The organism is Nocardia sp. PE-7 (genome assembly GCF_030486425.1).
Taxonomy (GTDB): domain Bacteria; phylum Actinomycetota; class Actinomycetes; order Mycobacteriales; family Mycobacteriaceae; genus Nocardia; species Nocardia salmonicida_A.
Genome location: NZ_CP129614.1, coordinates 6546009 through 6558949, shown reverse-complemented (window position 1 = coordinate 6558949; position 12941 = coordinate 6546009). Strand labels below are relative to the sequence as shown.

General features: G+C 67.8%; 15 protein-coding genes. 12 read left to right on the top strand and 3 right to left on the bottom strand.

Going from position 1 to position 12941, the window contains the following annotated elements; translation table 11 throughout:
• Positions 1-21: 21 nt before the first annotated feature.
• From QX204_RS30745 to QX204_RS30715, 7 genes are all read left to right on the top strand, one after another.
• The gene (locus tag QX204_RS30745) at positions 22-837 is read left to right on the top strand and encodes a DUF5666 domain-containing protein (protein WP_301903960.1); all 816 of its coding nucleotides are present in this window, start codon (positions 22-24) and stop codon (positions 835-837) included.
• A gap of 107 nt (positions 838-944) precedes the next feature.
• Positions 945-2111, top strand: coding sequence for a TtfA family protein (locus QX204_RS30740; protein ID WP_301903959.1), 1167 nt, complete (start codon positions 945-947; stop codon positions 2109-2111).
• 54 nt (positions 2112-2165) lie between these two features.
• Complete coding sequence (locus tag QX204_RS30735) at positions 2166-2972, top strand: SDR family NAD(P)-dependent oxidoreductase (protein WP_301903958.1); 807 nt, start codon at positions 2166-2168, stop codon at positions 2970-2972.
• Positions 2973-2977: 5 nt separating this feature from the next.
• Positions 2978-3541, top strand: a complete 564-nt coding sequence (pyrE, locus tag QX204_RS30730) for an orotate phosphoribosyltransferase (RefSeq protein ID WP_301903957.1) — start codon at positions 2978-2980, stop codon at positions 3539-3541.
• Between the two features lie 69 nt (positions 3542-3610).
• Entirely contained in the window at positions 3611-4669 is a 1059-nt protein-coding gene (locus QX204_RS30725) for a beta-ketoacyl-ACP synthase 3 (RefSeq protein WP_056823401.1), read from the top strand.
• 1 nt (position 4670) lies between these two features.
• Positions 4671-5357 (top strand): lysoplasmalogenase family protein, encoded by a 687-nt coding sequence (locus tag QX204_RS30720; protein WP_301903955.1) that lies wholly within the window; start codon positions 4671-4673, stop codon positions 5355-5357.
• Positions 5358-5433: 76 nt separating this feature from the next.
• Positions 5434-6447, top strand: coding sequence for an alpha/beta fold hydrolase (locus QX204_RS30715; protein WP_301903954.1), 1014 nt, complete (start codon positions 5434-5436; stop codon positions 6445-6447).
• Here QX204_RS30715 and QX204_RS30710 read toward each other — a convergent pair.
• Complete coding sequence (locus tag QX204_RS30710; protein ID WP_301908161.1) at positions 6431-6877, bottom strand: hypothetical protein; 447 nt, start codon at positions 6875-6877, stop codon at positions 6431-6433. The two genes, QX204_RS30715 and QX204_RS30710, sit on opposite strands and share 17 nt — an antisense overlap.
• Positions 6878-6948: 71 nt before the next feature.
• Between QX204_RS30710 and QX204_RS30705 the strand changes: the two genes are divergently transcribed.
• The 3 genes from QX204_RS30705 (at position 6949) to QX204_RS30695 (ending at position 9161) form a co-directional block, all read left to right on the top strand.
• Positions 6949-7251 carry a DUF4190 domain-containing protein gene (locus tag QX204_RS30705; protein WP_301903953.1) on the top strand — a complete coding sequence of 101 codons (303 nt, stop codon included), beginning with the start codon at positions 6949-6951 and terminating at the stop codon, positions 7249-7251.
• A gap of 21 nt (positions 7252-7272) precedes the next feature.
• Complete coding sequence (locus QX204_RS30700) at positions 7273-7938, top strand: TrmH family RNA methyltransferase (protein WP_301903952.1); 666 nt, start codon at positions 7273-7275, stop codon at positions 7936-7938.
• A 131-nt stretch (positions 7939-8069) separates the two neighbouring features.
• A complete protein-coding gene (locus QX204_RS30695; protein WP_301908160.1) occupies positions 8070-9161 on the top strand; it encodes a glycoside hydrolase family 76 protein in 1092 nt (363 codons plus the stop codon).
• Between the two features lies 1 nt (position 9162).
• On the opposite strand, the gene QX204_RS30690 is transcribed toward QX204_RS30695, so the two are convergent.
• Positions 9163-9855 carry a DedA family protein gene (locus tag QX204_RS30690; protein WP_301903951.1) on the bottom strand — a complete coding sequence of 231 codons (693 nt, stop codon included), beginning with the start codon at positions 9853-9855 and terminating at the stop codon, positions 9163-9165.
• Between the two features lie 5 nt (positions 9856-9860).
• Entirely contained in the window at positions 9861-10517 is a 657-nt protein-coding gene (locus tag QX204_RS30685) for a DedA family protein (protein WP_301908159.1), read from the bottom strand.
• Positions 10518-10729: 212 nt separating this feature from the next.
• On the opposite strand from QX204_RS30685, the gene fbaA reads away from it, so the two are divergent.
• Together fbaA and QX204_RS30675 are read left to right on the top strand one after the other, a co-directional pair.
• A complete protein-coding gene (gene fbaA, locus QX204_RS30680) occupies positions 10730-11767 on the top strand; it encodes a class II fructose-bisphosphate aldolase (RefSeq protein ID WP_301903950.1) in 1038 nt (345 codons plus the stop codon).
• 30 nt (positions 11768-11797) lie between these two features.
• On the top strand, positions 11798-12916 hold the full coding sequence (locus tag QX204_RS30675) for a BTAD domain-containing putative transcriptional regulator (protein WP_101465335.1): 1119 nt from the start codon (positions 11798-11800) through the stop codon (positions 12914-12916).
• Positions 12917-12941 lie beyond the last annotated feature (25 nt).

The window sequence follows — 12941 nt, the reverse complement described above, 5'->3', positions numbered from 1 at the left end:
GGCTGTCCTACCCTGGAGCCCATGACGAACCCGAACGATCCGTGGGGGCAACGCCCGGAGGATTCGCCGACCGAACGGCTGGGTTCGCCGGGCTCCGACTCGACCACGCCGTACAAGGGCAATTCGTTCGACGAGTGGGGGCAACCGTCGAACCCGACGCAGGCGTTGCCGCCGCACGACGCCCAATGGGGTCCCTACGAAAGTGGTTACCCCGCGGCCCAACCCCCGCCGCAGCAGGCGCCGCCCGGCTACGACCAGGGCTACCAGGCGCCGCCGCCCGGGTACGACCAGGGCTATCCAGCCGGGCCGCCGCCGGGTTATCCACCGCGTCCGCAGGACGGTGGCCAGGACGAACCGCCCAAACGCCACACCGGTTTGTGGATCGCCCTCGGTTTGGGCGTGCTGGCGTTGATCGCGGTCGGTGGGGTGCTGGCCGGGCTCGTACTGAGCGGCAACGGCTCGAACGACAACACCGCTGCGGCGCCGACGTCCACGCAACCGTTCGCCCCGCCGACGTTGCGACAGACCACGCCGGGCGCGCCGCCGAGCACGAGCGGACTCCCCGGTTTGCCGGGCCTCGGCGGCGGCGAAGATCTCGGCGCCACCATGGGCAGCATCACCGCCAATACCGGCACCGAGATCACCATGAGCACCCTCGGCGGATCCGACGTTCGGGTGCTGATCGACGATGCCACCCAGGTGATCTCGCTGACCAGCACGAAGGCGAGCGAGCTTCCCGTCGGCGACATGGTTATGGTGCAGGGCGACAAGAACCCAGATGGGTCGATCCACGCCAAGATCATCATCAGTACGGCGTTGCCGGGCGGCCCCCGATGAGCGACCCGCGCGTCGAATCCCCGGTGCTACCGGGCAATCACGGCGACGGCTGGATAGGCTAGGCGACGATGACGGCTATGTGGTTCGGGTTAGCAGCGATCGCACTCGTGGGTGCGGTAGTTCTGCTGTATTTCGATCGGGTCCAGCGGCAGCGCACCGGACACGCGAGACAGGTGTGGGCGAAGTCCCAGGGCTACACCTACGTGTCGGTGGAGCCCGCCCTCGCCTCGACGTGGCGTCGTGGCGCGCTCACCAAGCTCGGCTACCTCTCGGCGGTCGATGTGGTCTCCGGTATTCGCAAGGGCGAGAAGTTCGTGCTCTTCGACCTGGAGGACGCGGCGACCCTGGTGGCCGTGCGCCGCCAGATCGGCTCCGAGATCGACGTCGACATGCGGCTCAAGACCGCCGCGCCGCCGAAGGACCACGATCTGGAACTGCTCGGCGCCATCGGCGACCGGGTCGTGTTCGCCACCGATCCGGAGATCGCGCGGCACGCGGTAGATCAGCGGATGGTCGGCTTCATCGAGTCGCTGTCCGACACCGTGCAGATGCTGTGGAGTGAGGGCAACTGGACCCTCGGCATGCTGCCCGTCGGCAGCGGATCCAAGGACTGGGAGACCGCGATCGACGTGGTGCTCCGGCTGTCCGGCCTGCTGCACGTGCTGCCGCCGGTGGCCGAACCCAACGAATACAACCGCCCGCGCTCCAGTGCGAATCTGGCGCCGGGTTTCCGGCCCGAGTACGACGAAGACGACGACGAGCGCGAATTCGCTTCCGATCGTGACGAGTTCGCCGACGCCGAAGAGCGTGGCCGCGCCCGCTTCCCCGGCCCCGACGAACTCGAGGCCGACGACGAGCCCTACGCCACCCGTGGCGCGGCGGCCCGCCTGCCCGAGACCGACAAGCCCTACGACAGTCGTGGTGCCGCGGTCGGCTCGGACGACGACGAGCGCCAACCCGCGCGCGGTGCTGCCGCTCGCCCGGACGACGACTCCTACGGCGGCGGCCGACCGCGCGACGATCGCGCCCCGATCGGCGGCCGCGCCCCGGCGCTGCCCGCCGATTACGACCCCGATCTCGACGACCCCGAATTCGAAGACCAGCCCGCACCCGGACGCCGTCCGCTCGGTGAACCGCCCAAGCGCCCGTCGCTTGCCGTGGTTCCCGAGCCGCGTCCCCGCACCGAGCCACCGCTCGACGACGCGGAACCGGGCAGGCCGGGCGGGCCGTTCCACCCGGGTTTCCGCCCGTATCAGGGCCCCGTACCGAAGTGATCCACCTGCCGCGGTAGTCGTCGCGGCACCCTCCTCGACCGGAATCGATCTGCGATGACCGATAGTCCTCTGCGCCTGCCCGGCGTACACCGCCCCGTCGCGATGATCACCGGACCGACGTCCGGCATCGGGCAGGGGTTCGCCCACCGCCTCGCGGCCCTCGGCTACGACCTGGTTCTCGTCGCCAGGAACGAGGAACGACTACGGGAACTCGCCGACGAGCTGGCCCGCCGTTTCGCCACCTCGTCGGAGGTCCTCGTCGCCGACCTGGCCGATGACGACGACCGCGCCCGCGTCGCCGCCCGCGCCGCGAGCGGCATCGACTTCCTCGTCAACAACGCGGGTTTCGCGCATTCGGGTGAGTTCTGGACGCTCGAGCCCGCGCAGCTGCAAGCTCAGCTCGACGTCAACGTCACCTCGGTCCTGCAACTCACCAGGGCGGCCCTGCCGCCGATGGTCGCGGCGGGCGCGGGTTCGATCGTGAATGTGGCGAGTGTGGCCGGGTTGATCCCGGGACGGGGGTCGACCTACTCGGCCTCCAAGGCCTACGTCGTATCCTTCACGGAGGGTTTGGCGGGTGGATTGGCGGGCACCGGTGTTCGCATCCAAGCGCTGTGCCCCGGATTCGTGCACACCGAGTTCCACGAGCGCGCCGGCATCGAGATGAGTTCACTGCCCAAGCGACTGTGGCTCGACGTCGATCAGGTCGTCGACGGGTGCTTGCAAGATCTGGACTCCGGCCGGGTGATCAGCGTGCCCGGCGTGCAATACAAGGTGCTCACCGCGGTCGCGGGCTTGGTCCCGCGCACCCTGGTGACCCGGATGAATCGCGGACTCTTCAACGCACGCGGAAGGACATGACTTAGATGATCGACCAAGCACGTCAGGCGCTCACGAAGGCCGATCGCGACCAGCTGGCCACCCTCGTGCGCGAGCTCGCGGTCGTGCACGGCAAGGTGACGCTGTCCTCGGGCAAGGAGGCCGACTACTACGTCGACCTGCGCCGCGCGACCCTGCACCACCAGGCCGCCCCGCTGATCGGATCCCTGCTGCGCGAACTCGTCGCCGACTGGGACTTCGACGCTGTCGGCGGGCTCACCATGGGCGCCGATCCGGTCGGGATGGCCGTGATGCACGCGCCGGGCCGTCCGATCGACGCCTTCGTGGTCCGCAAGGCGGCCAAGGCGCACGGCATGCAGCGCCAGATCGAGGGCCCCAATGTCGTCGGCAAGCGGGTGCTCGTCGTCGAGGACACCACCACCACCGGCAATTCGCCGCTCACCGCGGTGCGCGCGCTGCGTGACGCGGGCGCGATCGTGGTCGGCGTTGCCACCGTCGTCGACCGGGAAACCGGCGCTGACCAGGTGATCGCTGAGGAGGGGTTGGAATATCGATCCATCCTCGGCCTCGACGATCTTGCCCTGGGATAGCCTGAACAACGCCGAACCCGGACGACGACGTGGTCTGTCCGGACAGTCTGAAGGACGTGTGAGTCACCTGTGGTGAGCATTGCAGTAAACAAAGGTCGCGACAACGTTGCGATGCTCGGGATCGGTGCCTACCGTCCGCAGCGCATCGTCACCAACGCCGAAGTGTGCGAGACCCTCGACTCGACGCCCGACTGGATCTTCGAGCGCACCGGTATCCACAACCGGCGCTGGATCAGTGGCGACGAGACGATCCGGTCGATCTCCGTGGCTGCGGGTGAGCGCGCGCTGAACAACACCCCGATCGATCGAAGCAAGATCGGCGCGGTCATCCTGTGCACCTCGAGCTGGCTCAAGCTCACCCCGCACGGAGCCCCCTCGGTGGCCTTCGACCTCGGGCTCAACGGTGTCGCCGCCTTCGATTTAACGTCCGGCTGCGGTGGCTTCTGTTACGGGCTCGGTGTCGCCGCCGACCTGATCCGTGCCGGTTCGTTCGACTACGTGCTGGTGATCGGCGCCGAGACGATGACCGTCGGCCTCGACCCCACCGACCGCGGCACCGCGATGATCTTCGGTGACGGCGCGGGCGCTGTGGTCGTCGGCCCGGCCGAGGACAACGGCATCTCCCCGACGGTCTGGGGCAGCGACGGCGAGAACGCCGAAGCGATCGCCCAGGACGTCGATTTCCTGGCGTACATGAACAAGGCCCAGGCCCTGCAGGGCACCGATCCGGCGGTCGAGGCCGTCGGCCGGATGTCGCTGCACATGGAGGGCCCGAAGGTCTTCCGCTGGGCCGCGGTCACCCTGCCGCGCGCGCTCTCGGCGGCGCTCGAGTCCTCCGGCGTGGCCAAGGAAGACATCGAGGTGTTCGTCCCGCACCAGGCCAACGCCCGGATCAACGAGCTGATGAAGAAGAACCTCGGCCTGGCCGAGGGCGTCCCGATCGCCAACGACATCGAGAACACCGGCAACACCTCCGCCGCCTCGGTGCCACTGGCGATCGAGGAGATGCTGGTCACCGGCAAGGCGAAGGGTGGTCAGCTCGCGCTGCTGCTCGGCTTCGGCGCGGGTCTGAGTTACGCGGGCCAGGTCGTCACCCTGCCGCCCGCCCCGAAGGAACCGAGCTTCTGACATGCGAAGGCTGCGCGTCGCGTACCTGGCGGCGGCGGCGGTCACCGTATTCGGTGCCGTCACCGGCCGCGACCGCCTGCAATGGGTCGCCAAGCCACTGTTGATGCCGTTGCTCGCCGCCGACACGGTGACCAGCGGCGTCGAGCTGGATCCGGCCGAACGCCGGTTGCTGCTCGGCTCGTTGGCCGCGGCCACCGTCGGTGACGTGTTGCTCCTCGATCCCGACGACGACCGCCGCCTCATCGCGGGGGCGTCGTCGTTCGCGGTCATGCAAACCGGCTACTCCCTGCTGTGGTGGAAACGGGGCGCCCGCCCGCGCCCCGAGATCGCCCTGCCCAGGGTGGTGGCCTGGGTCGGCGCTGCGGGCCTGTTGCGCGCCAAAGCCCCGAACCTCGTCGTCCCGCTCACCGCTTACGGCGCGACGTTGGGCACCGCCGCGACGCTCGCTTCGGATCCGGCTCTCGCTCCGGATGCGAAGAACATCGCGGGCCTGAATATTCCGAACGCCGACCCGCGCAGCGGCTACGGTCTCGGCGCCCTGCTGTTCACGATTTCGGACGGCCTGATCGTCGTGCGCCGCCTGTTCGCCCGCGACGATCGCACCCGCCGGATCACCGAGGGCGTCATTCTGGCCACCTACACCGCCGCGCAATACCTGCTCACGAAGCCGCCGCTCCAGCACCGCTGATTCGCGGGGCGGCGCCGTCACATGGCGCTTACCTCGGTGTCGTCGCGATGCAACACCTCGCGCGCACGCTTCCTAGATGAGCGGGGAAGCGCAGTTCATCGAGGTGCACGGGTATCGCCGGGCGTTCAGGATGGCCGGAACCGGCCCACCGCTGCTGCTCATCCACGGCATCACCGACAGCTCCCTGACCTGGGCGCCGGTTTTCGACGCGTTAGCCGAGCACTACACCGTGATCGCGCCCGACCTGCTCGGCCACGGTGATTCGGATAAACCGCGTGGCGACTATGCCGTGGCGGCCTATGCCAACGGCATGCGCGATCTGCTCAGCATCCTCGGGATCGAGCGGATCACTGTCGTCGGGCACTCCCTCGGCGGCGGAGTGGCCATGCAGTTCGCCTACCAGTTCCCCGAGAAGGTGGAGCGGATCGCGCTGGTGTGCCCGGCGGGGATGGGTGCGGGCGTGCATCCCGCGTTCCGGCTCGCGACGCTGGCAGGCGCGGGCCCGGCCCTGAAGGCGATCACCAGTTGGCCGGTCCGCACCGCCGTGCGCGCCGCGATCCCCGTGGTGACGGCGGCGGGTGGCCTCGGCCTCGGCCCCGACGCCGAATACGTGCTCAGCCTCTACGGCCACCTCTCCGACGCCGGCGCCCGCAATGCCTTCCTGCGCACCATTCGCGCCGCCGCCGACCGTCGCGGCCAGACCATCACCATGCTCGATCGCGGCTACCTCGCCGCCCACCTCCCGACGCTGGTCGTCGGCGGCACCCGCGACACCGTCATCCCGTCGGGTCACGCCGATCGCGCCCACCGAGCCTTCCCCGGCAGTCGCATCGAAATCTTCGTCGGCGCGGGCCATTTCCCCCACCACTTCGATCCGACCCGGTTCGTCGGACTGATCCGCTCCTTCATCGAAGAGACCGAGCCCGCGGTCTTCGACCCCCTCCGCTGGCAGCGCACTCTCCGTCGCGGCCGCCCGATCGTCGGCCTCCCGTCACCCACGCCGTCGAACGCACCCGTGCCGTCGGTCGAGCCCGCGCCCGCGGACACACCCGCTCCCACGGACACACCCGCGCTCACAGCACCAGGATGATCCGATCGCGGTCGAGCGGGTCCACCCGAATCGGAACTGTCTCTCCCACCACCATTCTCGCCTTGTGCACCGGCATCACATCCACCACGATCGTCCCGTGGTAGCTCGCGGCCCCTGGCACCGTGAGCTCCACATCGAGCTCGGTCAGTTCACTCGCGTGATCGGTCCGACTCAACGGATGCACCCCATCGATCCGCGCCCACCCCTCCAGCCCGTGCCTGCGTAGCTGTCGATCCGCCCGCGTCGGCATCGACGCCAACGCCATCGCGATCCCGCACGCCGAGCCGAACAACCCGACCATGATCATCACCTGATACGGCAGCGTCCCCGGTGGCGCGTGGGGAGCCAACCACGCCAGCCACACCGCGAGCGCGATCAGATACCCCGCCACGACGCCGATCAGCGCCCGCGATACCCGCTCATGATCCATCTCGCTCACCACCCGAAGTCGGTGTTCTTCCAGGGTAAGCGCCCTGTGGCCGCCGCGATTACCCTTGGTCCATGAGCTATCCGCCCCAGGGCTATTACCCGCGCCCGCCGGAGCACCCCGAGTCGACGACGGTCCTCATCCTCGGGATCCTCGGATTGGCCCTGTGCGGGCTGTGTGCCCCGTTCGCCTGGGTGAAGGGGCGCAAGGTCGTCGCCGAGATCGATGCCTCCGGCGGGCAGATCGGTGGCCGCTCGCAGGCCAACGCCGGCTACATCATGGGCATCGTCGGCAGCTGCGTCCTCGGTGTGTCGATCCTCGTCGTGGCCGCTTCGGTGCTGCTGCTGGTAATGACGGCCGATTCTTCGACCTACTGAGCGCCCACCTAGCATTGCCGGGTGAATGAACCAGAGGTCGCGGGCCCGACCGAGTGGGGCGAGCACCCGCACGGCCTCGGTCCGTGGGAGCAGGAATACGACACTCCCGCCCCTGCCGATGCCCGCTATGACCCCGTCCTGCTGGCCGAAGGCGACCGTCGCAATGTCGTCGACGCCTACCGCTACTGGACCCGTGAGGCGATCGTCGCCGACATCGATGCCCGTCGGTTCCCCTTCCATGTGGCCATCGAGAACTTCGGCCACGACGCCAATATCGGCACCGTCGTGCGCACCGCCAATGCCTTCGCCGCCGCGGCCGTCCACATCGTCGGTCGGCGGCGCTGGAACCGCCGCGGCGCCATGGTCACCGACCGCTATCAGCACCTCGTCCACCACAGCGACCTCGCCGAGCTGCGTGAATTCGCCGCGCGCGAGAGTTTGACGGTGGTTGCCGTCGACAATGTGCCCGGGGCGGTCCCGCTGGAAACAGCGGATCTGCCGCGCAACTGCCTGCTCCTGTTCGGCCAGGAGGGTCCCGGCGTCAGCGATGACGCGAAAGACGCTGCGGCCCTGACTGTTTCGATCGCCCAGTTCGGTTCCACCCGCAGTATCAACGCCGGTGTGGCCGCGGGCATCGCCATGCACGCCTGGATCCGTCAACACGCCGACCTGTCTGCGGCCTGGTAACGGAATGGGCACGGAATGTCGGTACCACCTGGCACCATGGACCCATGACCTCGCGCAGCGGCCGGCGCCCCCAGCCCTCTGATCGCGCCGGATCCGTGCCCACCCCGGCGCTGTGGTCCGAGCGTGCCGATATGGCCGAGTCCGCGATCATCTCGCGGCATCTACGGCTGCTGTGGGGTTGTCCCGGAACGGAATTGGGTGTCGTCGGCTGGCCGGCGACCCGCCGCGATCGAGCCTTCGCGGGCTGGCACTACTGGTGGCAGGCCCATCTTCTCGATGTGGCGGTCGACGCCGCCAATCGCGTGCCGACCCCCGCCCGGCGCAGGCGCATCGGCGCGATCGCCCGCGCCATCCGGCTACGCAACATCACCGGCTGGACCAATCGCTACTACGACGACATGGCCTGGCTGGCCATCGCACTGGAACGTGCCGAGCGCACCCAGGAACTCACCTCGGCCCGCAGCGGGCTGATCGCCCTCGAACAGAAGCTCTACGGCGCCTGGGAACCCGAGGTCGGCGGCGGCATTCCGTGGCGGATCAAGTCGGACTTCTTCAATGCCCCCGCCAACGGCCCGGCGGGCATCGCCCTCTTACGCCTCGGTCGCGTGGAGCGCGCTCGCGAGATGGCCGACTGGATCGACGCCACCCTCCGCGACGCCGAATCCGGCCTGATCCTCGACGGCATCCACCTACCCTCCGGTGAGATCGAACGTCCGGTGTTCAGCTACTGCCAGGGTGTCGTCCTCGGCCTGGAAGCCGAGCTGGCCGTGCACACCGACGACGACGAACGACATATCGAGCGGGTCAGCTCGCTGCTGGCCGCGGTGGAAGAGCACATGACCACCCGCCTGGTGATCAACGGCGGCGGCGGCGGTGACGGCGGCCTGTTCAACGGCGTGCTGGCGCGCTACCTCGCGGTGGTCGCCCTGATGTTGCCGGGCGAGGGCAAGCAGGCCGACACCGATCGGCGCACCGCCGCGGCCATCGTCAAAGCCTCGGCCACCGCCGCCTGGGCCAATCGGCTCGAGGTCGAGGGCGAGCCGCTGTTCGGGTACGACTGGAGCAAACCGGCCCGGCTACCCGGCGGCACCGCGGGCGCGGGCAAGTTCACCGCGGGCGGTTCGGTGACGGCCTCGGCGGTGCCGGAACGCGACATGTCCGTGCAGCTGGCCGGCTGGATGCTGATGGAAGCGGCCTACCAGGTCAGCGCGGCCGGGCTCTAGCTCAGCGCTCGGTATCGCCCGCGATGCTCGGCTCGAGATCGTAGTCGTCGACCGGTCGCGCCATCTCCTGGCGATAGTGCCGGATACCGACGAGAGTGCCCACGATCAGACCAACGATCAGCGTGCCGATCACGACGGGCATCAGCCACGGCACCTGCTCGAGGAACTCGCCCGCGTAATACCCGATCAACAACAGCACCGGCGCCCAGATGATCGCGCCGAGCGTGCTGGCGACGGTGTAGCGGCGGTGATCCATCCCGGCCGCGCCCGCCACCATCGGGCACAGCGTGCGCACCCACGGAATCCAGCGGGCTACCAGCACCGCGAGGAAGCCGTGCCGTTCGAGCAGACCGGTGACCTTGGCCAGATTCTTGGTGTTGATGTAGCGGCCGTTCTTCCGCGCCACCAGGCGATGCCCGGTGCGCGCTCCGACGACATAGCCCACTTGATTACCCGCGATCGCCGCGAGCATGGTGCCCACCGACAGCGCCCAGACCTGCGCTTCGCCATTGGCATGCGAGGCGAGCACGATGCCCGCGGTGATGAGCATCGAATCACCGGGCAGGAACAGCCCGATGATGAACGCACATTCGAGAAAGACGAAAACGAGCACCACCGTGCAGACCACAGCGGGGCCTGCCGAGATCAGCGGATCGAAGCTGCCCAGAGCGAGGGTCGACGGTACTGCGGTCACAGGGATCAGTGCGTCTCGTTCGTCGAAGCAGCCAGCTCGCCGCTCTGTGCCGACGCGGCCGGTGCGTTGCGGCGCTCGAGCACCTTCTTACCGACCGTGATGATCGCGGGCAGGATCGAGACGAACACGATCAGCAGGAAGATTCCCTCGATGTGGTCGCGGATGAACGGCACATTGCCGAGGAAGTAGCCGAGGACCGTGACGCCGCCACCCCACAGCACCGCGCCGACGATGTCGAACGCCACGTACTTGCGGTAGCTCATCTGCGACACACCGGCCAGCACCGGCATGAACGTGCGCACGATCGGCACGAACCTGGCCAGGATGATGGTCTTGGGGCCGTGCTTCTCGAAGAACTCGTGCGTCTCGGTGACGTAGTGCTTCTTGAAGAAGCGGCTGTCTTCCTTGTTGAAGATGGCCGGACCGATCTTTCGGCCGATCCAATACGCACACTGGTCGCCGAGGAAGGCTGTGAGAATCACCAACGGGACGAGGACCCAGATCGAGAGGGTCGAGCCCGGTTGCGCGGCGAGCATGCCGCCGGTGAACAGCAGCGAGTCACCTGGCAGCAACGGGAACAGCAGACCCGTCTCGATGAAGACAATCGCCAGGATGGCGGGCAGCACCGCATTCGCGAGCCAGGTCTCCTGGAGTAGATACATCGGGTCCAGCAACTGGGTCAACGCAAGGTTGGTCGTCACTGCATCGGATACCGCCAGCAAAGTCACGGCCCCCACAGTACCGGTCCGATCTGTGACATGAGTGCCCTGCGGTTGAACCTCGGCCCACCGGGTGATCTCGCGTTCGCCTTCCTAATTTAGGGTGTGGCCTGACAGAATTGGTTTTTGCTCCCCACAAGACGGAGGTCACTGCTGTGCCTATCGCGACCCCGGAGGTCTACGCCGAGATGCTCGGCCGGGCCAAGGCGCACTCGTTCGCATTCCCGGCTATCAACTGCACCTCGTCGGAGACGATCAACGCCGCCATCAAGGGCTTCGCCGACGCGGGCAGTGACGGCATCATCCAGTTCTCCACCGGTGGCGCCGAATTCGCTTCGGGCCTCGGCGTGAAGGACATGGTCACCGGCGCGGTGGCGCTGGCCGAGTACGCGCACGTCATCGCCGCGAAGTACGACGTGACGATCGCGCTGCACACCGATCACTGCCCCAAGGACAAGCTGGACACCTACGTGCGTCCGCTCATCGCGATCTCCCAGGAGCGCGTGAACAACGGTCTGAACCCGCTGTTCCAGTCGCACATGTGGGACGGCTCGGCCATCCCGATCGACGAGAACCTCGAGATCGCCAAGGAACTGCTGAAGGCCTGTCAGTCGGCCAAGATCATTCTCGAGGTCGAGATCGGTGTCGTCGGCGGCGAGGAAGACGGCGTCGAGGCCGAGATCAACGACAAGCTCTACACCTCGCCCGAGGACTTCCAGAAGACCATCGAGGCGCTCGGTGCGGGCGAGAACGGGCAGTACCTGCTGGCCGCTACTTTCGGCAACGTGCACGGTGTGTACAAGCCGGGCAACGTGGTGCTCAAGCCCGAGGTGCTGGCCGAGGGTCAGCGTGTGGCCGCCGAGAAGCTGGGCCTCGAGTCCGGTGCGCAGCCGTTCGACTTCGTCTTCCACGGTGGTTCGGGCTCGCTGAAGTCCGAGATCGAGGACTCGCTGCGCTACGGCGTGGTGAAGATGAACGTCGACACCGACACCCAGTACGCCTTCACCCGCCCGGTCGCCGGTCACATGTTCGCCAACTACGACGGTGTGCTGAAGATCGACGGCGAGGTCGGCAACAAGAAGGTCTACGACCCGCGCAGCTACCTGAAGAAGGCCGAGTCCTCGATGGCCGAGCGCGTCACCGAGGCCTGCAACGACCTGAAGTCGGCCGGACGCTCCGTCAGCGGTTCCTGATTTTCGCACCAACAAACGGGGCCCGAGCTCATGAGTCTTGATGTCCGTGTGCTCGGGCCCGTTCGACTGCTCGTCGGCGGCGAGCCGGTAGCGGTCGGCGGGCCCAAGCCGCGCGCTCTCCTTGCCGCGCTCACCGTCAATCGGCGACGCGCGGTGTCTTCTGCTGTGCTCGCCGAGATGGTCTGGAACGAGGATCCGCCGGATTCCTACGCAGCCAGTCTGCAGGTGTTCGTGTCGAACATTCGCAAGGCGCTGCGCAATGCGGGGATCGATTCGGCACAGGTGTTGCGGACCGAGGGCGCGGGGTATCGGCTCGAAATCCCCGATACCGCCTGTGATCTCGGCCGGTTCGAGAGCGCGCGGGAAGCCGGTTCGCGGTGTTTGGACGTGGGCGACCACCCCGGCGCCGCCAATCTTTTCGGTGCGGCACTGCGGGAATGGACCGGGCGGGCGCTGGCCGATCTGGCCGGATTGCAGTTCGCCGACGGATTCGCCACCGCGATGAACGAGGAGCGGCTACTCGCCGTCTCCGCCCGCGTCGACGCTGAGATCGCCTGCGGGCGGGCTTCTTCGGTGATCGGCGAGCTGGTGTCGATGACCAACGAACACCCGCTGCGCGAGCCGCTGTGGGGCCAGCTGATCACCGCGCTGTATCTGTCCGGGCGGCAGGCCGATGCGCTGGAGGCCTGCCGACGGGTGCGCAGCGTGCTGGCCGAGGAACTGGGCATCGATCCCGGGGCCGCGTTGATCGAGCTGGAGCGGCAGGTGTTGCGGCAGGAGCCGCTGAACGTGTTGGCGTCCAGGCGATCTGATCAGGTGGCCGCGGCGATGACCGAGACTGTCACCGAGGTGCCGCAGTCTATTCGCAACGGCAATCTGCGATTCGCCGATGGACGGACGCTGCCGATTCCCCACGGGGGGATCAGGATCGGCCGGATGACGGATAACGAACTCGTTCTCGATGATCCGAAGGCGAGCCGGTATCACGCGCACATCATGCCCAGCCGAGCCGGGCTGTTGATCAAGGATCTGCACTCGGCCAACGGGGTCTATGTCAACGAGGTGCCGATCGACAACGGGGCGCTGCTGGCCGACGGGGATGTAATCCGTATCGGTGGAACCGTTCTGGTGTTCATCGCGGTGAAGTAGACCCGGGTTCCCGAGTCCGCCACGG